The following is a 24,379-nucleotide window of genomic DNA, read 5'->3' as shown; positions in this document are numbered from 1 at the left end:
CCACGACAATTTGCGCGGTCCCTGCTCGGGGAGCCGCGCGAAGCTCTGCTCATAACATTGCCGGGGTCTGCCATGCCGAAGAGAACCGATATTTCCTCCATCATGATCATTGGTGCGGGGCCGATCATCATCGGGCAGGCCTGCGAATTCGACTATTCCGGTGCCCAGGCCTGTAAGGCGCTCAAGGAAGAGGGCTACCGGGTCATTCTGGTGAACTCCAACCCGGCGACGATCATGACCGACCCGGGCATGGCGGACGCGACCTATATCGAACCGATCACCCCCGAGGTGGTCGCCAAGATCATCGAGAAAGAGCGCCCGGATGCGCTCCTGCCCACCATGGGCGGTCAGACCGGTCTCAACACCTCGCTGGCGCTGGCCGACATGGGCGTCCTGGACAAGTTCAACGTCGAACTCATCGGCGCCAAGCGCGAAGCCATTGAAATGGCTGAGGACCGCAAACTGTTCCGCGAGGCCATGGATCGTCTCGGCATCGAGAACCCGAAGGCCGATATCGTCTCTGCGCCGAAGCTCGAAAGTGGCAAATACGACATCGCCGCCGGCATGAAGATCGCCATGGAAGCGCTCGAGCATATCGGTCTGCCGGCGATCATCCGCCCCGCCTTTACGCTCGGCGGCACCGGCGGTGGCGTGGCCTATAACCGTGACGACTATGAGAAGATCTGCCGCTCGGGCCTCGAGGCCTCGCCGATGGCGCAGATCCTCGTCGACGAGAGCCTGTTGGGCTGGAAAGAATACGAGATGGAGGTGGTGCGCGACACCGCCGACAACGCCATCATCGTCTGTTCCATCGAGAACGTCGACCCGATGGGCGTTCACACCGGCGATTCGGTCACCGTGGCGCCGGCGCTGACGCTCACCGACAAAGAATACCAGCTGATGCGGACCCATTCGATCAACGTGCTGCGTGAGATCGGGGTCGAAACCGGCGGTTCCAACGTGCAATGGGCGGTGAACCCGGTCGATGGCCGCATGGTGGTGATCGAGATGAACCCGCGGGTGTCGCGCTCCTCCGCGCTGGCCTCCAAGGCCACCGGTTTCCCGATCGCCAAGATCGCCGCGAAACTGGCCGTGGGGTACACGCTCGATGAGCTGGACAACGACATCACCAAGGTGACACCGGCCTCGTTCGAGCCGACCATCGACTATGTCGTGACCAAGATCCCGCGCTTTGCCTTCGAGAAATTCCCCGGCGCCAAGCCGGAGCTGACCACCGCGATGAAATCCGTCGGCGAGGTCATGGCGATCGGCCGCACCTTCCACGAATCGATGCAAAAGGCTCTGGCCTCGATGGAAACCGGTCTCACCGGGTTTGACGAAATCGAACTACCGGAAATGCCGAAAGCCTCGCAGCTCGTCGAGGCCGAGGGCAGCGAGACCACCCTGCCCCGCATCCTCCTGGGCGCGGACGAGGCAGCCCAGCAGATGATCGACAAGTCTGTCACCCGCGAGCTGGCGAAAGCCACGCCGGACCGGCTGCGCGTCATCGCCCAGGCCATGCGCTTCGGCTTCTCCGACGAGGAGATCCAGGAGATCAACGCTTTCGACCCGTGGTTCCTCGCCCGTATCCGCGAGATCATGGTGGCCGAGGCCGAGATCAAGAAGGACGGTCTGCCGGTGACCGAAGAAGGCCTGCGCCAGCTCAAGATGATGGGCTTCTCGGACGCACGTCTGGCCAAGCTCACCGGCCGCGACGAGGCCAATGTCCGCCGGGCGCGGCGCAACCTCGGCGTCACCGCCGTGTTCAAGCGTATCGACACCTGCGCCGCCGAATTCGAGGCCCAGACCCCCTACATGTATTCCACCTATGAAGCGCCGATGATGGGCGAAGTGGAATGCGAGGCGCGGCCCTCGGATCGCAAGAAAGTCGTCATTCTGGGCGGTGGCCCGAACCGGATCGGTCAGGGCATCGAGTTCGATTATTGCTGCTGTCACGCCTGTTTCTCGCTCACCGAGCAGGGCTACGAGACCATCATGGTCAACTGTAACCCGGAAACCGTATCGACCGATTACGACACCTCGGATCGCCTGTATTTCGAACCGCTGACCTTTGAGCATGTGATGGAAATCCTGCGCGTCGAGCAGGACAATGGCACGCTCCATGGTGTGATCGTGCAATTCGGCGGCCAGACGCCGCTGAAACTGGCGAACGCGCTCGAAGCCGAGGGCATTCCGATCCTCGGCACCACGCCGGATGCGATCGATCTCGCCGAAGACCGCGAGCGCTTCCAGGATCTCGTGAACCGTCTCGAGCTCAAGCAACCGACCAACGGCATCGCCTCCACCGACGCCGAGGCCATCGAGATCGCCGCCGAGATCGGCTTCCCGCTGGTGATCCGCCCGTCCTACGTGCTGGGCGGCCGGGCGATGGAAATCGTCCGCGACATGGAACAGCTCAACCGCTACATCCGCGACGCCGTGGTGGTCTCCGGCGACAGCCCGGTTCTCTTGGACAGCTATCTCTCGGGCGCGACCGAGGTCGATGTCGATGCGCTCTGCGATGGTGAAAAGGTCCATGTCGCCGGCATCATGCAGCATATCGAAGAGGCTGGCGTGCACTCCGGTGACTCGGCCTGTTCGCTGCCGCCCTACTCGCTCAAACCCGAGATCATCGAAGAGCTGAAACGCCAGACCGAAGCTCTGGCGCTGGCACTCAATGTCGTCGGCCTGATGAACGTGCAATATGCGGTGAAAGACGATGTGATCTATCTGATCGAGGTGAACCCGCGCGCCTCGCGCACCGTGCCTTTCGTGGCGAAAGCGGTGAACTCGCCGATCGCCTCCATCGCCGCGCGGCTGATGGCCGGCGAAAAGCTCGACACGTTCGATCTGGTCGATCCGGCGAGCACCGGGCGTTTTGCGGTGAAAGAGGCGGTCCTGCCCTTTGCCCGTTTCCCGGGTGTCGATACCATCCTCGGCCCGGAAATGCGCTCCACCGGTGAGGTCATGGGCGCCGACAAGAGCTTTGCCCGCGCGTTTCTGAAATCGCAAATGGGCGCCGGCGCCGATCTGCCGACCGGTGGCAAGGTCTTCGTCTCGGTGAAGAATTACGACAAGAAGCCGAAAATGGTCGAGGCGATGCAGACGCTCGCGGATCTCGGCTTCGAGCTTGTCGCCACCCGCGGCACCGCCAAGTTCCTCAAGGAGCATGGCGTCGAGAGCACCGTTGTGAACAAGGTCTACGAAGGCCGCCCGAACATTGTCGACCTGATGAAAAACGGCGAGATCACGCTGGTGCTGAACACCACCGAGGGCAACCAAGCGCTTGAAGACTCGCGTGAAATCCGCTCGGTCGCGCTTTACGACAAGATCCCCTATTTCACCACCGCCGCCGCCAGCCACGCCGCCGCCATGGCGATCAAGGCCCGGCTCGAAGGCGAGATCGAGGTGCTGAGCCTTCAGGACGTGTGAGACGTCATTGCCCGGATAAAATAACAAACGCCCCGCCCTCGCGCGGGGCGTTTTGTTTTCCGGTTGCTTTGCGAGTGCAGCAAATCCCTTGACTTTTCCCCGCTCCTCCCCCATTTGGCACCTATCCGCACCCCGTGCTGCCGCGTGAGCAGCCGCGTTTTTCTCAAACGCCCCGGGTGACGGATGCCGGGCGAGCGCGCGACGCGCCACACGCCCACAAGGTTCCCAAATCACGCAGGGGTCCGGCGGAAAGACGGGGCGGGCATGTGGCCTATTCCGGCGACCTTTTCCGCGACCAACCGCGCCGTCCCATCCGATATGGGAGGTGTATTCGCGTGTGGGTTCGCCCACCAAAGGACATTTATGACTGATTTTTCCATGCTGGGGCTCAAGCCCAAGCTGCTCGATGTCTTGAAAGACATCAACATCGAGACCCCCACCCCGATTCAGGCCCGCGCCATCCCCGAAGTGATGCAGGGCCGCGATGTGATGGGACTGGCACAAACCGGCACGGGCAAGACGCTCGCCTTCGGCCTGCCGCTCATGCATATGTGCTACAGCGACGGCTCCAAACCGTCGCCCAAAACCGTGCGTGCGCTCATCCTCGCCCCGACCCGCGAGCTGGTGAACCAGATCGCCGACGGGCTGTTCCCCTTCATCAAGGGCTCGCACCTGAAACTCAACCGGGTGGTTGGCGGTGTGTCGATCAACACCCAGATCAACCGTCTGGAACGCGGCACCGATATTCTCGTTGCCACCCCGGGTCGTCTGATGGATCTGATCGACCGCAAGGCGGTGCGTCTCGATGAGACCACTTTCCTGGTGCTCGATGAGGCCGACCAGATGCTCGACATGGGGTTCATCCATGCGCTCCGCAAACTGGTGCCGATGCTGGCGAAAGAGCGCCAGACCATGCTGTTCTCGGCCACCATGTCGAAACAGATGAACGAGATCGCCCAGAGCTATCTCAGCTCGCCGGTGCGCATCGAGGTCTCGCCTCCGGGCAAGGCCGCCGACAAGATCGCCCAGGAGGTGCATTTCATTCCGCAGCCGGAGAAATTCGAGCTGTTGAAGGAACTTCTCTGCGATCACTCAGATGAGTTGGCGCTGGTCTTTGCCCGCACCAAACACGGTGCCGAGCGTCTGTCGAAAAACCTGCAACGTGACGGGTTCGAAGCCGGCTCGATCCATGGCAACAAATCGCAGGGCCAGCGCGAACGCACCCTGAAAGAGGCCAAGAGCGGCAAGATCAAGGTGCTGGTGGCGACCGATGTGGCCGCCCGCGGCATCGACATCCCGGCGGTGCGCCATGTCTATAATTTCGAACTGCCGAATGTGCCGGAAAACTTCGTGCACCGGATTGGTCGGACGGCGCGGGCCGGGCGTGACGGCAAGGCCGTGGCCTTCTGTTCGCCCACCGAGCTCGACGAGTTTCGCGCCATCGAGAAGGTGATGAAACTCCGCATCCCGATCGCCACGGCCGCCTCCTGGGCCGCCGACGGGATGAAGGCCGAGCCGAAGCCGAAGAAACCGCAAGGCGGTCGTCGTGGCGGCGGCGGACGTCCCGGTGGCCCCGGTGGTCAGCCCGGGGCGGGCAAACCCGGCGGGCGGCGGCGGGGTGGCAAACCCGGCGGAAATGGCGGCGCTCCGAAAGGATCGGGGAAACATGCCAGCGGGCGCCCGCCGCGTCAAAAGCAGCGCGGCTAAAACAAAACAAAGAAAAGGCGGCCTTTGGGCCGCCTTTTTCAGATTTGGGCCCGGGCCACCTTGTCAGGTCGCCCCCTGCTCCAGATGCAATTTCATCGTGATCAGCACCTGTTGCAGCTCGAGCGTTTCGCGCAGCAACCGTTTCGCCTCGTTGATGGTGATGACGCCATCCTCGATCGCATCGGTATATTCCGCCATCAGCATGGCAAAGCGCTGCGACAGGGCCACGACATCGGTATTCACCCCGCCCTGTTTCGCGGGCTCGTTGCGCGCTGCATCATAGGAAAGCGCAACCCCCTTCAGCTCCGCCAGCGCCGAGGTCACATGCGGGTAGCTGGCCGCAGCTTCCAATTGCGCCACGGCATCGACCGGGATGAACCGGTCCGAATGCTCATCCGCAGTCGAGTAATAGCGCCCCAAAGTGGCCTTGGACTTGCCCGTCAGAGCGCAGGCCGCTTCCAGGCCAACATCCTTCACCAGAGCTTCCGTATGCTTTTTCAAATAGTTTCCAGCCGAATCCATAACCTGCGTCCTCGCCCCATCGAAAGCGTCCCCTCATGGGGAATTCACCTTATGCTTTCCCATTAACTTCCCGATTTTTCCCAGACATACAAGTACACACCTGCTGTTGCAGGCGATGAACGAGTATCCGATGCTGGAAAGCATCGGCACGGGTGGGAGCCTCCATGGGGGGGGAGTTTAGTTATTTTGTGATTTTCCGGCACCCTCATCCCCTTGCCCATACGGGCATCGCCGGTTTGTGTTTACGAGTCTACTTTTCCCTGGCTCTCACCCGCCACGTGTTCGGGCGCCACATAATCGGGCCGGACCTCTCCGCCCCGAATCTTCGGCGCCGTTTTCCGCGGTATTCCGGATTTCTCCACCGCCGCCAAATCCCGGCTTGATCCCGGCCCCCGGCTTTGGCACATGAGGCTCATGGCAAAGCTCTATTTCCAATATTCGACGATGAACGCGGGCAAATCGACCCTGCTGCTTCAGGCCTCCTACAACTATCGCGAACGCGGGATGGAGACCTATCTTATCACCGCGAAATTCGATGCGCGTGCGGGCGAGGGCCGGATCGGCAGCCGCATCGGCATCGGCGCCGAGGCCGACACGTTCGAGGATGGTGAGGATCTATACGCCAAGATCGAGGCCCGGCTCGGCCAAGGCGCGGTGGCCTGTATCTTCATCGACGAGGCACAGTTCCTGTCGAAGGAACAGGTCTGGGATCTCGCCCGCGTGGTCGATGATCTCCGTGTGCCTGTGATGTGCTACGGGCTGCGCGTCGATTTTCAGGGCAACCTTTTCCCGGGCTCCGCGGCGCTTCTGGCGCTGGCGGACGAGATGCGCGAAGTGCGCACGATCTGCCATTGCGGCAAGAAGGCCACGATGGTGGTGCGGATGTCGGAAAACGGTCTAGTGCTCACCGAGGGCGCACAGGTCGAGATCGGCGGCAATGAGCGCTATGTCTCGCTCTGCCGCCGTCATTGGCGCGAGGCCACCGGCGATCTTGAGGGCGATCACGCCTAGGCGCCCCCTGCCCGTTTCAGTGCAGCCGACCGCCGACAGGCACCGGTAGATCCGGACGTGCCAGAACCACAGCACCATTCTCATCCGGGAAGCCCAAGACCAGCACTTCCGACATGAAGCGGCCGATCTGACGCGGCGGAAAATTCACCACCGCCATGACCTGTTGCCCGATCAGGCTCTCCGGCGTGTAATGCACGGTGATCTGGGCGGAAGACTTCTTCTCCCCGATCTCGTCACCGAAATCGATCCAGAGCTTGATCGCCGGTTTGCGCGCCTCCGGATAGGGCTCGGCACGGGTGATCACGCCCACCCGCACGTCGACCTTCAGGAAATCGTCGAATGTGATCTCGTCGCTCTTGCCGCCGCTCATCCTGCCAGCTCCTTCGAGCGATCCGCCGCCGCTTTCACGGCTCTTTCCAGGAGCATCGGGAAGCCCGTTGCCTCGTCCATCAGAACCGCAAGCGCCGCCGCCGTGGTGCCGCCCGGCGAGGTCACGTTGACGCGCAGCTGCGCCGGGTCTTCCTCGGCCTCTTCGGCATATTGCCCAGCGCCACCGACCGTGGCCTTGGCCAATGCCATCGCCAGTTCCTCCGGCAGACCCTGGGCCACGCCGGCGGCAGCCAGTGTTTCGATCAGGTGGAAGACATAGGCGGGACCGGAGCCGGAGACGGCGGTAACCGCATCCATCTGATCCTCGCGCTCAAGCCGGACGACCTGACCGACCGCCTCCAGCAATGTCTGGGCCAGATCGAGATCGGCCTCGGAGGTCCTGGCATTGCCGATGATCGCGGTCATGCCGCGACCGATGGCGGCGGGCGTGTTGGGCATGGCACGAATGATCGGAGTCTTGTCGCCGAGGATCTCCTCGTATTTGGCGATGGTCACACCGGCGGCAACCGACAGGAAGGTCGTCGTGCCATCGCCCAGCGCCTGCAGGGACGGCAGCGCATCGCCCATCATCTGCGGCTTCACCGCGACAAGCACGATGGCCGGGTTCGGCGGCAGCTCCGTGTTGAGGCGCACCCCGGTGCCCTTGAGCCAGTCCGACGGGTAAGGATCGAGCACCGTGACCGCATCGGGCGACAGCCCGCCTTCGAGCCAGCCCTTGAGCATGGCCGATCCCATCTTGCCACAGCCCAGCAGCACCAGCCCGCGTGTTTTCAAATCATCCATCTCTCAGCCCTCTTTGGAAATGCCCGGCGGAGACACGGATGCCGCCGTTTTCCGAGGCACTCTATCAAGCTGAAAAGCACGCGCAATGCGGAGGGCGCTCCGCAGATTTGCGCGAGCAACAGCTCCGAGCCCACTTGGCAAGGCAAGTTTTCGCCGGGGAAGGCACCACGCGTCAGCAGAGCTGGCCAAACCGCTGAGCCAATGCGCGTGTGGCGTCTCTCGCCGCCATGACCGAGCGGTCGTGCCGCGCGTCCTTGAACTCCTGATATTCGATGGCCACGGTTTCGATATTCGCCCTGTCGACGCCGAAATAGTGGGCGCAGGCGGCAATTGCGGGGTCAAGGGCGTTCAGATGCGCCCGCACCCCGCCGGGTTCAAACCCGAACTCGCCACGCGACGAGAGCACGACCAGGTGTTTGCCCTTCAGGATCGGTGCGATCGGGAAATCGCCGCGCGCCAGATCAAACGAAAAGGTCCGGTCGATCCGCGCAATGTGATCGATCCAGCCTTTCAGCGCGGTGGGCATCCCGTAATTGTACATCGGAGCCCCCAGCACGATGATATCTGCCGCCTCGACCTCGTCGATCAGCGCATCGGAAAGGGCCAGCCGGTCGGTCATCCAGTCTTCGCGCGCCTCATGGGGGGTAAAGGCCGCATGGATGAAACGGTGATCAATTGCCGGCACGGGATCTTGCCCGATGTCGCGGGCAATCACCCCGGCGTCTGGCTTGGCCCGCATGAATTCGGTGGTGAACAGGCTTGTGAGCATGCGCGTCAGGGAACGGTCTTGCTGTTGCGCGCTGGCGTCAATGCGAAGCAGGGTCGTCATGATTTTCTCCTGTGTGGGGGCGGTGTGTCGCCGTCACCCGAGGAGCTAACAGCCGCCGAAATCTTTGGCCAAAGCGAATATTTCAGGCATAAGATGAATGAAATTCACCTTGCGGGACCATCCATGCGCAACCTGCCCCCTCTACACGCCCTGCGCGCCTTCGAGGCTGCCGCGCGGCATCTTCATTTTGCCCGCGCCGCAGACGAGCTTGGCCTGACGCCGACCGCGATCAGCCATCAGGTGCGGCAACTGGAAGCCATTCTGGGGGTGGACCTGTTCTACCGGTTTCCACGGCCCGTACGCTTGTCTCCGGCGGGGGAAAAGCTGTTTCCGGTCCTGCGCACATCGCTGGACCAAATTGCCGGCACAATCGACCAGCTGACGGTTTCCCCGTCCGGTGCACCGCTGCGCCTGTCGGTCACAATGGCCTTTGCCAGCCGTTGGCTGATGTCGCGCCTGCCACGTCTGCGCGAAGAAACGGGGCTGAACATCACGGTCGAAGCCGCCGACCTGCCCGCGGACCTGCATGCCTCCGATATCGACATGGCGATCCGTTATGCCGGGCACCCCGACGGTCAGGCGGAGTGGCATCGGCTGTTTGCAGACTCAATCATACCGGTCTGTGCACCAAATCTGGTCACGACGACACAGCCGTCAACGCCGGATGCCGTCCTGACGCTGCCCTTGCTACAATACCGCTGGAAATCCGCCTCGGGTCACGCGCCCAGTTGGGGGCGGTGGCACGCCCAGGCCGGCGCCACAGCGGCACTGCCCAGCGTCACCCAACAGTTCTCAGAAGAAATCCACGCGATCGACGCGGCCGTGTCCGGTCAGGGCGCCGTATTGGCGTCGCAATACCTGGTGGCGGATCTTCTGGCAGCGGGTCAGCTCGTGCAACTGTCCGACATCGCTTTGCCCGGCCTGACCTATTGGGCGGTCTTCCTGACCACCCATCCCCGCAAGGATCGCCTGGAGCATCTGTTGGACTGGTTCCGGCATCAAAACTGAGGGTTGATGCCGAAATCACAGAGATCATTGATGGCGTTAGCGCTCAGGCGCGCCCGTAGGCCTCGTGAATGGCGACATCCATCGCCTCGGCCGGGGTACGGTCGGACCAGGCGACCAGCTGGAACGCCGGGTAGAACCGTTCGGCGGCGCCCACGGCGGCACCGATCAGACGGTCGACCTGTTCCGGCCCCGCGACCTGACCGCCCGATAGCACGAGCCCGTAGCGATAGACCATCAGCCGCTGTTCGTGCCAATAGGTGAAGGCCCCGGTCCAGATCTGGTCATTGGCGCGGTTGAGCACCTCGTGGATCTGCGGCAGCTTGTCTTCCGGTGGTTCCATTTCAAAGGTGCAGATCAGGCGCAAAGTCTCGTCATAATCGGACCAGGCGAGCGTGATCGAATAGGTCCGCCATTGCCCCTCGACCGCCATGGCGATCTGATCGTCGGCGACCCGGTCGAATTCCCAATCATTGTGTTCGCACAGATGCTCGCACAGATCGATCGGATGAATCTCGGTGGAAAAGCTTTGCTCGATAAGCGACATTGGTGGCCTCTTTCGCTCTGCGCCTCGTGACCTTGTTCTCTCCGTCGCGACATCCCCATGCACGACCCCGGAAAGACAGCCACTAAGACTTGGTGCCTGCTCTAAGGGTCGGCGCGCTTTTGCCTCCCCTTACTAGATATGGTGTGACGAAAGCAGCGAATCTGTAAAGCGAAATATTTGTGTTATCCCCATCATTCGACGGTGATCCACAAGATGCCCGATTTTTCCACAGCCCCGAAACCTCACCTGTGGACATGAAAAAGCCCCCGGCAACGGGGGCTTGGACATACGCTATCCGAAAGGAGGCTCAGGAAGGGTTCAGGCCTTTTTCTTGCGCTCGAGCATGTCGAGACGCTTTTTCAGCTCTTCATTCTCTTCGCGGGCTTTCTGGGCCATGGCGCGCACCGCGTCGAATTCGTCGCGGGTGACGAAATCGCGATCGGCGAGCCAGCGATCGACCAGGCCCTTGAGCGCGGTATCGGCCTCGTCCTTGGCGCCCTGCGCCACGCCCATGGCGTTGGTCATGAGCTGGGAAATATCGTCGAGAATCTTGTTGCGGGTCTGCATATCTGTCTCCGTCAGCGGGGTGGTGACTGTCTTGTGATCTATATGGGCCGCGTTGGCGGAAATCACAAGGTTGACTTCCCGCGCGGGCTGGCGACATTTGCGGCCATGTTGACATATCTGCCCGCCGTCCTGAATTTCCCCGAGCTCTCGCCCGTGCTGTTCGAGATCAACCTCGGCCCCATTCATTTTGCCCTGCATTGGTATGCGCTGGCCTATATCGGCGGCTTCCTCATTGGCTGGGGGCTGATCCTGCGGGCGCTGAAGACGACGCGGCTCTGGCCCGATGACACGCCGCCGATGCAGCGCGCGGAATTCGAGGACCTGCTGACCTGGCTCATTCTCGGGGTGATCCTCGGCGGACGTTTGGGCTATGTGCTGTTCTACAAACCGGCCTATTACCTCGCCCATCCGGTGGAGATCCCGATGGTCTGGCAGGGCGGCATGGCGTTTCACGGCGGATTTCTCGGGGTGATCATCGCCGCTTTCCTCTGGGGCCGCAAACATCACAAACCGTTGTTGTCGCTGGGCGACCTTCTGGCCATGGCGACGCCGGTCGGGCTGCTCCTTGGCCGGATCGCCAATTTCGTCAACGCCGAGCTTTGGGGCAAGCCCTGGGACGGGCCCTGGGCGGTGATCTTTCCGGGCGGCGCCGCACAGGCCTGTTCCAATGTCGGACCGCTTTGCGCCCGCCACCCGTCGCAGCTTTATGAGGCGGGGATGGAGGGGCTGATCCTCGGAACCCTGATCCTCACCCTCGTCTGGCTCGGCGGCGCCTTCAAACGCCCGGGTCTGATCATGGGGCTGTTCTTTGCCGGCTATGGCATCTCGCGTTTCATCGTCGAGTTCTTCCGTCAGGCGGACGCGCAATTCGTCACCGCGGCCAACCCGAATGGCGCGGTCTTTGCAGGCCTTCAAATGGGGCAACTCCTGTCGCTGCCGATGATCCTCCTGGGGCTGTTCTTCATGATCCGGGCCAAACGCGCATGACCGCGCTCAAAGAGATCCTGATCCGTCGCATCGCCCAGACCGGGCCGATCTCGCTGGCGGATTATATGGCGGATTGCCTGCTCCACCCCGAACATGGCTATTACACCACCCGCGATCCGCTGGGGGCCGCGGGCGATTTCACCACCGCGCCGGAGGTGAGCCAGATGTTCGGCGAGCTTCTGGGGCTGGCGCTGGCCCAGAGCTGGCTCGACCAAGGCGCGCCCGCACCCTTCACATTGGCCGAGCTCGGCCCCGGGCGCGGCACGCTGATGGCGGATATCTTGCGCGCCACCCGGGCGGTGCCGGGATTTCACGCCGCCATGCAGCTCCATCTCGTCGAGGCCTCCCCCACCCTGCGCAAGGCCCAGCGCGAGAAGCTCTCGGACCATGATGTCACATGGTGCGACCAGATCGCGGACCTGCCCGAGGCGCCGCTGTGGCTGATTGCCAACGAATTCTTCGACGCGCTGCCGATCCGGCAATTCACCCGCAAGGGGGAGACCTGGGCGGAGACCCAGATCGGTCTGAAAGACGGCGCTCTGATCCTGGGTCTCTCGGCACCCGCGCCCCTGGCAGAGCTGTCACGTCGGCTCGACGACACCAAGGAAGGCGACGTGGTCGAGACCTGTCCCGCGTCCGCTCCCATCGTCGCGGAGATCGCCCAGCGCGTCACCCGGCATGGCGGCGCGGCGATCCTCATCGACTATGGCGACTGGCGCTCTCTTGGCGATACGTTTCAGGCGCTCGAAGCCCATGAGATGGTCGATCCGCTGGCCCGTCCCGGCCAGGCCGATCTCACAGCGCATGTCGATTTCGAAGCGCTGGCGATTGCGGCCCGGGCAGTCGGCGCAACCCCGTCGCAGATGATCGCGCAGGGTCCGCTTCTGGCGCGCCTCGGCATCTCCGCCCGGGCCGAAACACTTGCCAAAAACATGAGCGGTGCGGCCTTGCAAAGCCACATTGCCGCATTTGAGCGGTTGACCTCGGCGGAAGAAATGGGAACCCTTTTCAAGGCGCTGGCCATCACACCCGACGCCGCACACTTGCCTCCGGGATTTGACGCATGAGCAGTCTTGAAATCATCACCTCCGACGCGCTGGACGGCGTGCAACACGGTTTCTTCACCCGCAAGGGCGGCGCCTCCTCGGGCGTGTTCGAGGGGCTGAACTGCGGCCTCGGCTCCACCGATCAGGCGGATATCGTCACGATCAACCGCAGCCGTGCGGCGGGCGCCTTGGGGCTCGCCCCGGCGGAGATGTGTTCGGTCTATCAGGTGCATTCCGCCGATGTCGTGGCGGTGAGCGTCCCCCCGGAGAGCGAGCCCCCCAAAGCCGACGCTCTGGTCACCGATCAACCGGGGCTGGGTTTGGTGATCCTCACCGCCGATTGTCAGCCGGTGCTGTTTTCCGACCGCAAGGCCGGCGTCATCGGCGCAGCACATGCGGGCTGGAAAGGCGCCATCGGCGGCATTCTCGAACAGACCCTCACCGCGATGGAGGCCCTGGGCGCCCGTCGCGAGGACATCACCGCGGTCATCGGCCCGACGATCTCGCAACGCGCCTATGAGGTCGGTCCGGAATTTTTCGAGGACTTCCTCGCCGAAGACCAAAGCAACGCCCGGTTCTTTGCCAATGGCGAGGGGGATCGCTACCTCTTCGACCTGCCGGCCTTCGGGCTGCACCGGCTGCGCGAGGCCGGCGCCGGTCACGCGGAATGGACCCGGCATTGCACCTATTCCGATCCGGAGCGCTTCTATTCCTATCGCCGCTCGGTGCATCGCAAAGAGGCCGATTACGGCCGACTCATCTCGATGATCCGGCTCTGAGCGCCGCCCCCGAGACCGCGGATCACAGAGGCCCAAAGGCAGGCTTTGCGGCATGAATGCGGCGCCGGCCTGCCCCATTTCCGCCAGAAACAATCCCGCGAAATCCCGAGGACTATCCACGGGCGGTCTGAATTAACCTTAATATTCTTATGGTTAATCAAAGATCAATTGCGGCGCACAACCGGCTTTGGCGTCACCGCCCGGCACGGTCACATTTCCCGACCGGCGCCAAATTTTCGCCGAAGCCCTCCGGCACAATGGCTGCAACACCGACACGGCCAGATGCGGAGCAGATGTGTCGGGAAACCGCAAGGATGAGGCAGAGATGAAAACCCGTCGCTGGATGAAATCGATGATCGCCGAGGCGAAAAAGACCGAGCTGGACATGCCCTGGGCCCGTGGCGCGCGGCGCGCCGCCTTCATCGCCAAGAAAGCCGCCAAGACCGCACCGCTGCGGCAGGTCCGCGCCGCCTGAGACAGGGCCAAAGCGTGGCCAGAGGACGACCAAAGGTCGGCCAGAGGTCGGCCAGCGGAATTTGACCGCATTGGGAACCTTCAGAAAGAAGACCAATGCGGTTCCCGGATCGGAGGGACCAGAGCCCGACGATTCGCGCCGGTACAAACCTCAGCGCGCAGAAGGTGCGCTGAGCCGGCTGGATAACAGGGCGATGCGGAAGGCATTAACCCTTTTGAAAGAAACAAACCTGAGGCGGCACCGGCGACTGGTGCCGCCGTTAAGGGTAATTCCATAAAATTTTTGACAATCCCACGGGTAATCTGAGATCGTTGCTGCACTGTATTGGTGGGGGCCAGCACAGTGACGAGGCTTTCCATGCCGACACCCTATTCCGGTTCGCGCCCCCATACGGTTTCAAACACCGCCTCACATAGCGCCGCGTCTCCCGCGCCCCGGGCGGCGAACAACGCTCCGCTTGGCTATGGCAAGGCCACGGCCTTTGCCCGCGCCGAGCGCGGAATTCAGGCCGACCGGAACGGGACACATCCGGAACAGCCCGCCTGGACCGTGCGGCGTGTCCGTCCTGTCGAACGCCCGTCCTACGCGCTGCGCCGCTATGACATTCAATGGCTGGCCCGAAACGGTGACCTTCACGACAAGGACATCTCGGCCCCGGCGATCCCCATATTCGAAAGCGCATTCAATGCCTTTGCCCGTGGCGCCTTGCTGCCCACCCCGACCGGTCCGGTCGCGGTCGAGGATCTGCTGCCCGGCGATCTGATCGAAACCGTCGATCAGGGGGTACAACGCGTGCAATGGATCGGCTCGATGCCGCTCGACACCCATGGCGCCCGCAGCGAGGCGGCAAAGCCCGAACGTCTCTACCGGATCACGGCCGACACATTCGGCCTCGGCCGCCCGGCCCCGGATCTGATGCTCGGCGCGGGGGCACGCTACCTGCTCCGCGCCGATGCGCTCAAAGCCTATCTCGGCGTCTCCGAGGCAATGGCACCGGTGCCGAGCCTCGTGGACGGTGTTTCGGTGATCGAAGTCACACCGATCTCCACCGTGCGCAGCTATCATATCGCCCTCTCGCGACACAGCCTGATCCGGGTCAACGGGGTCGAGCTGGAAAGCTATCACCCCGGCACCACCCTGTCCGGACAGCTGCTGAGCGAGCTGCGGCCGCGTTTCATGGAGCTTTTTCCGTATCTTGAAAGCCTTCCGGGCTTTGGCCCGCTGTGCCAGCCACGTCTTTCCCCCACGGATCTTCTCGAACTGTCACCGAGATAGATCCAGCAGTGTTCAGTATACCGGCAAATTGGTTGTCCGCCGGCATTTCCACGAAAACGGCTCTGCCAGAAGGCGAGCCGTTTTTATTTTACCGGATCAGATGAACGGGGCGGCTGCCGTCAGGCGTTTTGCGCCAAGCGGGCTTCGAGAACTTCGAAGGGCACGCCGGGCTCATCCTTGGCACAGCGGATCACCAGCGAGGTTTTGACGCTGGCGACATTCTCGGTCGACAGCAGCTCGCCGGTCAGAAAGCTCTGAAAGGTGGAGAGATCCGGCGCCACGCATTTGAGGATGAAATCGACCTCGCCATTGAGCATATGGCATTCGCGCACCAGCGGCCAGTCACGGCATTTCGCTTCGAACCTCGACAGGTCGCTCTCGGCCTGACTCTGCAGCCCGACCATGGCAAAGACCTGCACCTCGAAATCCAGCGCCCGATCGTCGACCACGGCGTGATAGCCCTTGATGTAGCCGCTCTCTTCGAGCGTGCGCACCCGGCGCAGACAGGGCGGCGCGGAAATGCCCACCCGCTTGGCCAGTTCCACATTGGTCATCCGGCCATCCGCCTGCAGCTCGGCCAGGATTTTGCGGTCGATTTCATCGAGTTTATGAGAGGGCATCTGTTTTCCCGAAGCCTTGGCCGGAGCGGCGTGAATTTCATACTCATGCGCAAACGGGGTTCCGCGCGCAATATTCTTTCTCATTTCAGCAAGATCATTTCAAGAGGATTTCGCGCCCAATGCGCGCGGCAAAATGGCAAATGCACATTTTTTACCCTCGCGCCTTCGCCGCAACCCGTCTCTGTCGAAAGGATCGCAAGGCCTGTGCACCCTCTGGGGGGTGGCGAAGCCTGCCCGCGGTGTCTATATCGAAATCAAATGCAGAGACAACACGAAAGAGATCCTCAGATGGCGGACACGAAACACACGAAAGTCTTGATCATCGGCTCCGGCCCGGCGGGTTACACGGCGGGGGTCTATGCCGCGCGCGCCATGCTGTCGCCGATTCTGGTCCAGGGCATGGAACCCGGCGGTCAGCTCACCACCACCACCGAGGTCGAGAACTACCCGGGCTTCACCGAGGTGCAGGGCCCGGATCTCATGGTCAAGATGCAGGAGCATGCGACCGCGATGGGCACGGAGATCATCTCCGACATCATCACCGAGCTCGACACCGACAGCCGGCCCTTCGTGGCCAAGGGGGACAGCGGCACCACCTACACGGCGGATGCGGTGATCCTTGCCACCGGCGCGCGGGCGAAATGGCTCGGGCTCGAGACCGAGGAGCATTTCAAGGGCCATGGCGTGTCGGCCTGTGCCACCTGTGACGGGTTCTTCTATCGCGGCATGGAGATCGTGGTGATCGGCGGCGGCAACACCGCCGTGGAAGAGGCGCTGTTCCTGACGAATTTCGCCTCGAAAGTGACGCTGATCCACCGTCGCGACGAGCTTCGTGCCGAAAAGATCCTGATCGACCGGCTGATGAAGAACGAGAAAATCGTGCCGCTCTGGGACAATGAGCTCCTGGAGGTTTACGGCGACGAGAAACCGCTCAAGGGCGTCAATGGCGTCAAGGCCAAGAACGTCAAGACCGGCGAGATCACCGATATCCCGGCCAAGGGCGTGTTTGTCGCCATCGGCCATGCGCCGGCCAATGAGCTCGTCAAAGACAAGCTCGAGCTGCATAACGGCGGCTATGTGGCGGTAAAGCCCGGTTCGACCGAGACCTCGATCCCGGGGATTTTCGCGGCTGGTGACCTGACCGATCACAAATACCGTCAGGCGGTGACCTCGGCCGGCATGGGCTGCATGGCCGCGCTCGACGCCGAACATTGGCTGGCGGCACAAGAATGATATGGCGGTTTGGCAGGATGGGCCGGGTGCCGCGCAATGCCGCTCCTGTCCGCCTGCCAAACCTTCAGCTAACACCTCCGCCACACTCACATCCCGACCGCCCCGCAACGGTATCGCACCGCAGCGGGGCGTTTGCTTTGGTGGCTTCTGCCCTGTCACTCGCCATCGCCTTTGGCGCAGCACTTTCCCCGGTGCGGGCCCAGGGCCAGGAGATCGGCGTCTTGCCGCTCGATGCCGCCATCGATGGCGACGGCGTCACGCTTGACTGGAGCCGGGTCAAAAGGCCCCATGCCGGCGATGCGCAGGTTGCGCGCCGCCCGCTCGCCACCGGCGGGCCATGGCTGTTCCTTTCGACCGATCTCGGCGAGGCCAAGAGCTTTCGCGACAACAAGGCGAGCCCGGGCATTGCCTGGGAATACAAGGTGCGACGGGTTCGCGACGGAATCGTCGACCAAGGCTATTTCGCCGCCGCGATCGACCTGCCAGCCATTGATCGGCGCGGTCTGGTGCTTCTTGTCGAAGAGGCCGGCCTGTCCAACCACATCGGGCCGGAGCTCGACGGGTTTGCCGCCGATCTAGTCGGCGACGGCTGGCGCGTCGAACGTCTCACCGGCACCTCCGCACGGCGGCTCACGCCGGTTGGCGAACTTGCCGCAGCCCGAGAGCTGCGCGACCGGTTGAGCGCCCGCTATAAGGCCTGGACCGAGGATGCGGCCCGCGAGGGCGATGCCACCGTGGCGGTGATCCTCGTCGGGGATTTGCCACTGGTGAAAAGCGGCAGAGTGGCCCCGGACGGACACGAGCCACAGCCCACGGCCACCGATCTGTTCTATGCCGATGTCGACGGCGACTGGCCTTCGGTCGGCGGCACATCCGGCCTGCTCGCCCCAAGCCGCCTGCCCGGCAACGGCATCGAAATGATGCTGGGCCGGATCGATTTCTCGGTCAGCCGGCTCCAAGGCCCGTCGCGAGAGATCGCCTATCTGATCGATTATTTCACGCGCAACCATGCCTGGCGTTCGGGGCAATGGGGCGATTTGCGCAACGCCTACCTCGGATCCGCCAGCCATTTGGCCGTCGAAGGTCACGGGCTGGCCACCATTGTCGGCCCGGACAATGTGACGCCGGGCGAACATCACGACGTCGGAGAAGAGCGACGCTGGCTCTTCGGGGTCGATTTCGGCGACTACGACGGCAAGACTTACCTGACCCGATACGCGGCCAAACCGGTGTTCGCCATCAATTTCGGCAGCCACAAACAGAGAATCGACAAGATGTTGAACCCGATGGCCGGGATCATGGCGGCACCGAACCAGGCGCTCGCGGTCGCCTGGGGGGCCCGTCCGGCCTGGCAATTGCATGGCATGGCGCTGGGGGAAACCATCGGCGCGGCCCAGCTGCGCACAGCCAACAACCGCGGCATGTCCAACGGCACCCCGGATTATGCGCCGACGGGCCGCTATCGCATCGTCGATCCGATCTGGCTCAATCTGCTGGGCGATCCGACATTGCACGCCTTTCCGGTGCGCCCCCCCTCTGAACTGACCGTCACGCCACAAGACGGCGGATCGCAGCTCAACTGGCGCGCCTCTGATGACCCGGAGCTACGCGGCTACCGGGTCTATCGCGCCCGCACCCCCGAGGCGGCACGGAACGGCGCATTCGAGGTGATCAGCCCCGATCTGATCAGCTCAACGGCGTTCCTCGATCCGGCCCCTGTTGCGAACGGGCGCTACATGGTACGGGCCTTGGCGCTGAAACACGTCCATGCCGGAAGCATCGAGATCTTGTCGCAAGGCATCAGGGCACGTGAGTGAGCCCCCGCGGCCGGATCCGCCAACTCACCGAACCGCAAAGTGCCTCACACGCCGACTGCGCCCCCATCTGAAGCCGCAACAATTATCATCGGTAAGGGAAATAGGTTCTGAAACTTCGACAGTTCCACGACCGTTGTTCCAGAGAATGCACAAAAGTGAGGCCTGAGAGCCTCATTTGCTATTTCGCGCCCCTGCTCTTGTTGATCCTAAGGATAAAAAACGGTTAAGCCGCCGATTAAGAAGGCCGCTCGCGATCCGCGATGGATTCTGGCGATCTTTGATTGTTGAACCGTACCAGCCCAAAAAGGCGATTTGCATGGCCGAAAATCTCGCACCGATCCCCGAGCTCTATGTGTCCTACGACAGCGCTCAGAAGCTCAAAGTCGAAGCTGCCGATCTCGTCAGCTGGGACCTGTCCCCGCGCCAGATCTGCGATCTGGAACTCTTGATGAATGGTGGGTTCAACCCGCTCAAAGGTTTCCTCTCGGAAGAAGATTACAATGGCGTTGTCGAGAACATGCGCCTGGCCGATGGCTCGCTCTGGCCGATGCCGATCACGCTCGACGTCTCCGAAGATTTCGCCGCCTCGCTCGAAGCGGGCCAGGACATCGCGCTGCGCGACCAGGAAGGCGTGATCCTCGCCACCATGACCGTCACCGACAATTGGGTGCCGAACAAATCGAAAGAGGCCGAAAAGGTCTTTGGGGCCGATGACGACGCCCATCCGGCGGTGAACTACCTGCACAACACGGCCGGCAAGGTCTATCTCGGCGGTCCGGTCGTCGGCATCCAACAGCCGGTGCATTACGATTTCCGCGCCCGTCGCGACACGCCCAACGAGCTGCGCGCCTATTTCCGCAAGCTGGGCTGGCGCCGCGTCGTGGCCTTCCAGACCCGCAACCCGCTGCACCGTGCGCACCAGGAGCTGACCTTCCGCGCCGCGAAAGAGGCCCAGGCCAACCTGCTCATTCATCCGGTGGTCGGCATGACCAAACCGGGCGATGTCGATCACTTCACCCGCGTGCGCTGCTACGAGGCAGTGCTCGACAAATATCCGCAATCGACCACCAACATGAGCCTCTTGCCGCTGGCCATGCGCATGGCCGGCCCGCGCGAGGCCGTCTGGCACGGGTTGATCCGCAAGAACTACGGCGTGACCCATTTCATCGTCGGCCGCGACCACGCCGGCCCGGGCAAGAACAGTCAGGGCGAGGATTTCTACGGTCCTTACGATGCGCAGGACCTGTTCAAGGAACATGAAGAAGAAATGGGCATCGAAATGGTGCCGTTCAAACACATGGTCTATGTCCAAGAGCGCGCGCAATACGAGCCCAATGACGAGATCATGGACAAGGATGACGTCACCATCCTCAACATCTCTGGCACCGAGCTGCGGCGCCGTCTGGCCGAAGGGCTCGAGATCCCCGAGTGGTTCTCCTTCCCGGAAGTGGTGGCCGAGCTGCGCAAGACCAAGCCGCCGCGCTCGAAACAGGGGTTCACCGTGTTCTTCACCGGTTTCTCCGGCTCCGGAAAATCCACCATCGCCAACGCGCTGATGGTCAAGCTGATGGAAATGGGCGGGCGTCCGGTGACGCTTCTCGATGGCGACATCGTGCGGAAAAACCTGTCCAGCGAGCTGGGCTTCTCGAAAGAGCACCGCGACCTCAACATCCGCCGCATCGGTTACGTGGCCTCCGAGATCACCAAGAACGGTGGCATCGCCATCTGTGCGCCGATCGCGCCCTATGCCACCACCCGCCGTGCGGTGCGTGAGGATGTCGAAAACTTTGGCGCCTTTGTCGAAGTGCACGTCGCCACCTCCATCGAGGAATGCGAAAAGCGCGACCGCAAAGGGCTCTACAAGCTGGCACGCGAAGGCAAGATCAAGGAGTTCACCGGCATCTCCGACCCCTACGATGTCCCGGAAACCCCGGAACTGCGGGTCGAGACCGTCGGCCACGATGTGGACAACTGTGCCCATCAGGTCATTCTGAAACTCGAAAGCATGGGGCTGATCGCCGCCCACTAAGGCGCGCTCTTCCCGAAGAATCACAAAAGCCCCGGCCTGTCGGTCGGGGCTTTCCTATTGGGAAACCGTCCTCGCCACATTGCGACTCATCCGCTCTCGCGCGATTCTGTTATGCCCCTTTGCGCCCTCTTGGCCACCCACTGGCGCCCGATGCCCCACAGTTTCGCTTGCGATTTCACCAAGACGGAGCGCAATGGAACGAAAATTGCGCAAAAGTTAACAGCAAGGAAACAATGAGTCGCAAAAGCGGCGCCCCGCTATCTTTCAGGCCATTTTAACGATATATTAACCTTACCTTGGGTGGCGTGCCACTCGCTGCTTGAAGGCTTTACTATTCTAACGATTGTATCTTTTGGGGGTAAAAGATGTTCACTATGAAAGCTCTGGGGGCTTGCGCCCTGCTTGGCACCTTATGTCTGGGACAACCCAGCCAGGCTGCCACAATTCTCACGGAAACACATACGATCACGGCAAGGGGCGCTGGCTCCGTCGGCTATTCCACCTTCTCGGTCGGCAGCGCCGGAATGTACTCCATGTACACCATGGGGCCGACCCTTGATCCGGAACTGTTCCTGTTCGCGGATTTGAATTCCGACGGCATTCTGGATGCTTCGGATACGCTGGTCGGTCATGACGACGACAGCTGTCCCTACAGCCTCTGCGGGCCTGCCGGACGGTTCTCGAATTCGCTGATCGAAACCGTTCTCTCGGTCGGCAGCTACATTCTCGCTGTGTCCGACTTCAACTTCAGCGAAGCCGAGGCACGTGCCGGTTCAAACAACAACAACATGACCGGCGACGTGACGCTGGTCGTGAATTCCTTGCCGGCCGTACCGCTGCCGGCCGGGCTGCCGCTTCTGGCCACGGCATTGGGTGGCGCGGGCCTCCTGCGTCGGAGCAAACGCCGCAAGACGGCCTGAGGCCCACAACAAAGACTTGAAAAGCCCCGGTCATCAGCCCGGGGCTTTTTTACGTTTGACCCGATCCGGCTTGCACCGGACGTAGGCGCGTGTGGAAACGGATCCCGCCAAGAGCGCGCCGCACCACGGCTTTTCCGACGGCTTCACCCTCTCGGATAGATGCAAAGCCGTCCCGCATCCGCCGGCAGCCCTTCGCCCGGGGTGTCATCAACCACCACGAAATTCTGCACATATTCCTCGTCGACATCATAGGAGAGATTGCCAGACCAATACCACGCGTCGTCACGACAGCTGTGATAGGCGGCATTGGGGCCCAGAAGACGGGCCACGCCAAGATCCGTGCCGGCGTCATCGGTGCAGCGCAAGGCCGTCACATTGTCGGCGCTGGCTTTCGTCGCGCGGGACTGCTCGACGCGCCTTGCCCCGGAGGGGGCCGTCATCGCCCCTTCCTCGCAGCGGTATCTCCATGAAATCACTTTGACATTCGTCGTCGGACGGCGACACATGACGGTCACGTCCGTCCACACCACCCCCGTCACACGCCGCGGTTCCCCCGCCTCGGGCGTGCAGGTAAACTCAATATTGGCAGCAAGCTCGACCCGCTTCAGGCCGTTCCAGAGAGGTGGACAGGCATTGGCGATCGCATCGCTCGGCGTTTTCAGGAGCGGAAACTCCGCCATGTCAAAAACATACCCGTCCGCCCCGACCGGGACGGCAAGTTCCTCGGTCACGCCACCATGCGGATTGTCGACGTAAAGCGTGCTCAACCTGGCTCCGCCATCACAAGACAGGCTCGCAGTCCCACCCGACATTTGGTAGGCGACACCGCGACTGAACCGTGTTGTCGCCGCATTTTCGCTTCGATAGGACAGCCCGGCGTTGGTTTCGCTTACTTGCACATCCAACGCCATGCGCGCCTGTCCGTTCGGACCGCTTGACAGGACGAAACTGTCGGCGCCCGCGCCAAATGGCGCAGCCACAAGACAGATGACATAAAATCGGAGCTTCATACCCTTCTCCTTTGCACTCGTACATATTGAGCTTTCACTCTAACACATCTCACCGAAAATGATGAGCGCCAGCCTCTGGATACGCCGCCCGGCCGCCCAAAACGAAAAGAGCCACCGCTCGAGAGAGCGATGGCCCAACCATTGGTCGATGCCTGTTGCGGTCTGCGCGCCCCCTGAAATCGCGGGCGGCGCAGAGCAGAGGGTCAGTGCGGCGACATGCGCTTGAGCAGCCCATCCTTCAGGATGAACTGGTGATAGAGCGCCGCCGCGACATGGGCCACGATCAGGAGAATTGTCAGGTTGACCAGCACCTCATGTGCATCGCCCGCGATATGAATGCCGAGGAACCAGGCAGCGCCCCCGGCCATCGGGGTCAGGAGCATCGCGGCATAGAGGCCGAAATGCACCAGATGCGCGGCCTTTTCCATCATCGGATGCGGCGCGGGCGGCATCTCCGGCGCGCCCTGGATCAGCCGCACGATAATGCGGATCACCATCAGCACCAGCGTCGCAATGCCGACGATCACATGCAGCTTGGCGGTGGTGCTGTCGTTGACACCGGTCTCGTTGAAGGCGCGCAGGGCCTTCCCCATGCCGTCGGAAACGACATAGTTGAAGGCAAAGGTCAGGACCACGGCCCAGTGGAGGAGCTTTTGCAGCCCTGAATAGGATTCGGAAATTTTCATCATTTGGCTCTCGCATTGGCTGACGAAGGGGCACAGGGCGAAATATGCCTTGCGCCTCTTCGAGCTACGCCTCCTCGCGGGGCAAATCAATGCGGAAGCACAGAAGATGTCACCACGAATGCACCTCTGCGGTGGCGTCTATCACTCGGGTTTATATCCCGCCGTCTCCAGCCAGCCGTCGCGACCAGTCTGCAAGACCACGACATTCTCGCGCCCCGCGACCCGCAGCGCAAAGGCCGCCTGGGCCGACAGGGACCCGGTGTTGCAGAACAGCACGACCTTCTTGTCGGTCGGGATTTCATCCATTCGGTCAAGCACTTCGCGCCATTCGATATTCACCGCGCCCGGAATGGTGCCGGCCTCGAATTGCCCGGCGTCGCGGGTATCGATGAAATACACGGCATCCCAGACCTCTTCGGTGATCTGCTGCGGCAGGATGATACCGCTCTCATAGTCCTGGAACATGAGATAGTCCTGCATCGCCTCCACCGTCGCCTCATCGGCGCAAGCGGGCACGACGCTCAGCCCTGACGTCAGGCCGGCGGCCATCATCCCCACGATCAAAAATCGTCTCATCACCTCTCCTCCCCTGAGAGCTTGGTTTCCTGCGCCCAACACAAAAGCTGCCCGGTCGCTCAGACAGGACAGCTTACATTCATAATCTCGAATGTCGAGGGGCTTCCCGAGCGCGTGCGCAAGGCCCGCCTCA

The 24,379-nt window shown here is 62.2% G+C and carries 23 protein-coding genes; 13 read left to right on the top strand and 10 right to left on the bottom strand.

The window, feature by feature from the left end:
- Positions 1-72 precede the first annotated feature (72 nt).
- A complete protein-coding gene (gene carB / locus BM151_RS17705; protein ID WP_090062090.1) occupies positions 73-3,432 on the top strand; it encodes a carbamoyl-phosphate synthase large subunit in 3,360 nt (1,119 codons plus the stop codon).
- Between the two features lie 363 nt (positions 3,433-3,795).
- Entirely contained in the window at positions 3,796-5,139 is a 1,344-nt protein-coding gene (locus tag BM151_RS17700) for a DEAD/DEAH box helicase (RefSeq protein WP_090062089.1), read from the top strand.
- 63 nt (positions 5,140-5,202) lie between these two features.
- Here the strand turns inward: BM151_RS17700 and BM151_RS17695 are convergent, their stop codons facing one another.
- Positions 5,203-5,661, bottom strand: coding sequence for a hypothetical protein (locus BM151_RS17695; protein ID WP_090062088.1), 459 nt, complete (start codon positions 5,659-5,661; stop codon positions 5,203-5,205).
- Positions 5,662-6,075: 414 nt separating this feature from the next.
- Between BM151_RS17695 and BM151_RS17690 the strand changes: the two genes are divergently transcribed.
- Entirely contained in the window at positions 6,076-6,672 is a 597-nt protein-coding gene (locus BM151_RS17690) for a thymidine kinase (protein ID WP_090062087.1), read from the top strand.
- A 16-nt stretch (positions 6,673-6,688) separates the two neighbouring features.
- Here BM151_RS17690 and BM151_RS17685 read toward each other — a convergent pair whose 3' ends face one another.
- From BM151_RS17685 to BM151_RS17675, 3 genes are all read right to left on the bottom strand, one after another.
- Positions 6,689-7,042 carry a tRNA-binding protein gene (locus BM151_RS17685; protein WP_090062086.1) on the bottom strand — a complete coding sequence of 118 codons (354 nt, stop codon included), beginning with the start codon at positions 7,040-7,042 and terminating at the stop codon, positions 6,689-6,691.
- Positions 7,039-7,845, bottom strand: coding sequence for a pyrroline-5-carboxylate reductase (gene proC / locus BM151_RS17680; protein WP_090062085.1), 807 nt, complete (start codon positions 7,843-7,845; stop codon positions 7,039-7,041). Before proC ends, BM151_RS17685 begins: the two co-directional genes overlap by 4 nt.
- Positions 7,846-8,017: 172 nt before the next feature.
- Positions 8,018-8,674, bottom strand: coding sequence for an FMN-dependent NADH-azoreductase (locus BM151_RS17675; protein ID WP_090062084.1), 657 nt, complete (start codon positions 8,672-8,674; stop codon positions 8,018-8,020).
- A gap of 123 nt (positions 8,675-8,797) precedes the next feature.
- Between BM151_RS17675 and BM151_RS17670 the strand changes: the two genes are divergently transcribed.
- The gene (locus BM151_RS17670) at positions 8,798-9,682 is read left to right on the top strand and encodes a LysR substrate-binding domain-containing protein (RefSeq protein ID WP_090062083.1); all 885 of its coding nucleotides are present in this window, start codon (positions 8,798-8,800) and stop codon (positions 9,680-9,682) included.
- A 43-nt stretch (positions 9,683-9,725) separates the two neighbouring features.
- On the opposite strand, the gene BM151_RS17665 is transcribed toward BM151_RS17670, so the two are convergent.
- Both BM151_RS17665 and BM151_RS17660 read right to left on the bottom strand, forming a co-directional pair.
- Positions 9,726-10,226 carry a type III secretion system chaperone family protein gene (locus tag BM151_RS17665; protein ID WP_090062082.1) on the bottom strand — a complete coding sequence of 167 codons (501 nt, stop codon included), beginning with the start codon at positions 10,224-10,226 and terminating at the stop codon, positions 9,726-9,728.
- A 318-nt stretch (positions 10,227-10,544) separates the two neighbouring features.
- A complete protein-coding gene (locus tag BM151_RS17660; protein ID WP_090062081.1) occupies positions 10,545-10,793 on the bottom strand; it encodes an accessory factor UbiK family protein in 249 nt (82 codons plus the stop codon).
- 117 nt (positions 10,794-10,910) lie between these two features.
- Here BM151_RS17660 and lgt point away from each other — a divergent pair, with 117 nt between their 5' ends.
- From lgt to BM151_RS17635, 5 genes are all read left to right on the top strand, one after another.
- Complete coding sequence (lgt, locus tag BM151_RS17655) at positions 10,911-11,780, top strand: prolipoprotein diacylglyceryl transferase (RefSeq protein ID WP_177213221.1); 870 nt, start codon at positions 10,911-10,913, stop codon at positions 11,778-11,780.
- The gene (locus BM151_RS17650; protein ID WP_090062080.1) at positions 11,777-12,847 is read left to right on the top strand and encodes a class I SAM-dependent methyltransferase; all 1,071 of its coding nucleotides are present in this window, start codon (positions 11,777-11,779) and stop codon (positions 12,845-12,847) included. Before lgt ends, BM151_RS17650 begins: the two co-directional genes overlap by 4 nt.
- Positions 12,844-13,605, top strand: coding sequence for a peptidoglycan editing factor PgeF (gene pgeF / locus BM151_RS17645; RefSeq protein ID WP_090062079.1), 762 nt, complete (start codon positions 12,844-12,846; stop codon positions 13,603-13,605). Before BM151_RS17650 ends, pgeF begins: the two co-directional genes overlap by 4 nt.
- 325 nt (positions 13,606-13,930) lie before the next feature.
- Positions 13,931-14,080: a hypothetical protein gene (locus BM151_RS21700; RefSeq protein ID WP_177213205.1), complete on the top strand. Its 150-nt coding sequence runs from the start codon at positions 13,931-13,933 to the stop codon at positions 14,078-14,080.
- 357 nt (positions 14,081-14,437) lie between these two features.
- Positions 14,438-15,355 carry a Hint domain-containing protein gene (locus tag BM151_RS17635; RefSeq protein WP_090062077.1) on the top strand — a complete coding sequence of 306 codons (918 nt, stop codon included), beginning with the start codon at positions 14,438-14,440 and terminating at the stop codon, positions 15,353-15,355.
- 119 nt (positions 15,356-15,474) lie between these two features.
- Here BM151_RS17635 and BM151_RS17630 read toward each other — a convergent pair whose 3' ends face one another.
- On the bottom strand, positions 15,475-15,975 hold the full coding sequence (locus BM151_RS17630) for an Lrp/AsnC family transcriptional regulator (RefSeq protein ID WP_090062392.1): 501 nt from the start codon (positions 15,973-15,975) through the stop codon (positions 15,475-15,477).
- A 288-nt stretch (positions 15,976-16,263) separates the two neighbouring features.
- On the opposite strand from BM151_RS17630, the gene trxB reads away from it, so the two are divergent.
- From trxB to BM151_RS17610, 4 genes are all read left to right on the top strand, one after another.
- Positions 16,264-17,208 (top strand): thioredoxin-disulfide reductase, encoded by a 945-nt coding sequence (trxB, locus tag BM151_RS17625; RefSeq protein WP_090062076.1) that lies wholly within the window; start codon positions 16,264-16,266, stop codon positions 17,206-17,208.
- Positions 17,209-17,345: 137 nt separating this feature from the next.
- Positions 17,346-19,025 carry a hypothetical protein gene (locus BM151_RS17620; protein ID WP_143093126.1) on the top strand — a complete coding sequence of 560 codons (1,680 nt, stop codon included), beginning with the start codon at positions 17,346-17,348 and terminating at the stop codon, positions 19,023-19,025.
- Positions 19,026-19,341: 316 nt separating this feature from the next.
- On the top strand, positions 19,342-21,054 hold the full coding sequence (locus tag BM151_RS17615; protein ID WP_090062074.1) for a bifunctional sulfate adenylyltransferase/adenylylsulfate kinase: 1,713 nt from the start codon (positions 19,342-19,344) through the stop codon (positions 21,052-21,054).
- A 365-nt stretch (positions 21,055-21,419) separates the two neighbouring features.
- On the top strand, positions 21,420-21,974 hold the full coding sequence (locus tag BM151_RS17610) for a DVUA0089 family protein (protein WP_143093125.1): 555 nt from the start codon (positions 21,420-21,422) through the stop codon (positions 21,972-21,974).
- Positions 21,975-22,117: 143 nt separating this feature from the next.
- On the opposite strand, the gene BM151_RS17605 is transcribed toward BM151_RS17610, so the two are convergent.
- From BM151_RS17605 to BM151_RS17595, 3 genes are all read right to left on the bottom strand, one after another.
- The gene (locus BM151_RS17605; RefSeq protein WP_090062072.1) at positions 22,118-22,984 is read right to left on the bottom strand and encodes a hypothetical protein; all 867 of its coding nucleotides are present in this window, start codon (positions 22,982-22,984) and stop codon (positions 22,118-22,120) included.
- 203 nt (positions 22,985-23,187) lie between these two features.
- A complete protein-coding gene (locus BM151_RS17600) occupies positions 23,188-23,670 on the bottom strand; it encodes a cytochrome b (RefSeq protein ID WP_177213204.1) in 483 nt (160 codons plus the stop codon).
- 141 nt (positions 23,671-23,811) lie between these two features.
- Positions 23,812-24,246, bottom strand: coding sequence for a rhodanese-like domain-containing protein (locus BM151_RS17595; RefSeq protein WP_090062070.1), 435 nt, complete (start codon positions 24,244-24,246; stop codon positions 23,812-23,814).
- Between the last annotated feature and the right edge of the window lie 133 nt (positions 24,247-24,379).

Origin of the sequence: Celeribacter neptunius (genome assembly GCF_900113955.1) — a bacterium.
GTDB lineage: Bacteria > Pseudomonadota > Alphaproteobacteria > Rhodobacterales > Rhodobacteraceae > Celeribacter > Celeribacter neptunius.
The sequence above is the reverse complement of the archived record's forward strand: the minus strand, read 5'-3'. Positions and strand labels throughout refer to the sequence as shown.

Coding starts and splice junctions, on each gene's coding strand:
- carB (WP_090062090.1), top strand. CDS start 73: ATGCCGAAGAGAACCGATATTTCCTCCATCATGATCATTGGTGCGGGG.
- BM151_RS17700 (WP_090062089.1), top strand. CDS start 3,796: ATGACTGATTTTTCCATGCTGGGGCTCAAGCCCAAGCTGCTCGATGTC.
- BM151_RS17695 (WP_090062088.1), bottom strand. CDS start 5,661: ATGGATTCGGCTGGAAACTATTTGAAAAAGCATACGGAAGCTCTGGTG.
- BM151_RS17690 (WP_090062087.1), top strand. CDS start 6,076: ATGGCAAAGCTCTATTTCCAATATTCGACGATGAACGCGGGCAAATCG.
- BM151_RS17685 (WP_090062086.1), bottom strand. CDS start 7,042: ATGAGCGGCGGCAAGAGCGACGAGATCACATTCGACGATTTCCTGAAG.
- proC (WP_090062085.1), bottom strand. CDS start 7,845: ATGGATGATTTGAAAACACGCGGGCTGGTGCTGCTGGGCTGTGGCAAG.
- BM151_RS17675 (WP_090062084.1), bottom strand. CDS start 8,674: ATGACGACCCTGCTTCGCATTGACGCCAGCGCGCAACAGCAAGACCGT.
- BM151_RS17670 (WP_090062083.1), top strand. CDS start 8,798: ATGCGCAACCTGCCCCCTCTACACGCCCTGCGCGCCTTCGAGGCTGCC.
- BM151_RS17665 (WP_090062082.1), bottom strand. CDS start 10,226: ATGTCGCTTATCGAGCAAAGCTTTTCCACCGAGATTCATCCGATCGAT.
- BM151_RS17660 (WP_090062081.1), bottom strand. CDS start 10,793: ATGCAGACCCGCAACAAGATTCTCGACGATATTTCCCAGCTCATGACC.
- BM151_RS17650 (WP_090062080.1), top strand. CDS start 11,777: ATGACCGCGCTCAAAGAGATCCTGATCCGTCGCATCGCCCAGACCGGG.
- pgeF (WP_090062079.1), top strand. CDS start 12,844: ATGAGCAGTCTTGAAATCATCACCTCCGACGCGCTGGACGGCGTGCAA.
- BM151_RS21700 (WP_177213205.1), top strand. CDS start 13,931: ATGAAAACCCGTCGCTGGATGAAATCGATGATCGCCGAGGCGAAAAAG.
- BM151_RS17635 (WP_090062077.1), top strand. CDS start 14,438: ATGCCGACACCCTATTCCGGTTCGCGCCCCCATACGGTTTCAAACACC.
- BM151_RS17630 (WP_090062392.1), bottom strand. CDS start 15,975: ATGCCCTCTCATAAACTCGATGAAATCGACCGCAAAATCCTGGCCGAG.
- trxB (WP_090062076.1), top strand. CDS start 16,264: ATGGCGGACACGAAACACACGAAAGTCTTGATCATCGGCTCCGGCCCG.
- BM151_RS17615 (WP_090062074.1), top strand. CDS start 19,342: ATGGCCGAAAATCTCGCACCGATCCCCGAGCTCTATGTGTCCTACGAC.
- BM151_RS17610 (WP_143093125.1), top strand. CDS start 21,420: ATGTTCACTATGAAAGCTCTGGGGGCTTGCGCCCTGCTTGGCACCTTA.
- BM151_RS17605 (WP_090062072.1), bottom strand. CDS start 22,984: ATGAAGCTCCGATTTTATGTCATCTGTCTTGTGGCTGCGCCATTTGGC.
- BM151_RS17600 (WP_177213204.1), bottom strand. CDS start 23,670: ATGAAAATTTCCGAATCCTATTCAGGGCTGCAAAAGCTCCTCCACTGG.
- BM151_RS17595 (WP_090062070.1), bottom strand. CDS start 24,246: ATGAGACGATTTTTGATCGTGGGGATGATGGCCGCCGGCCTGACGTCA.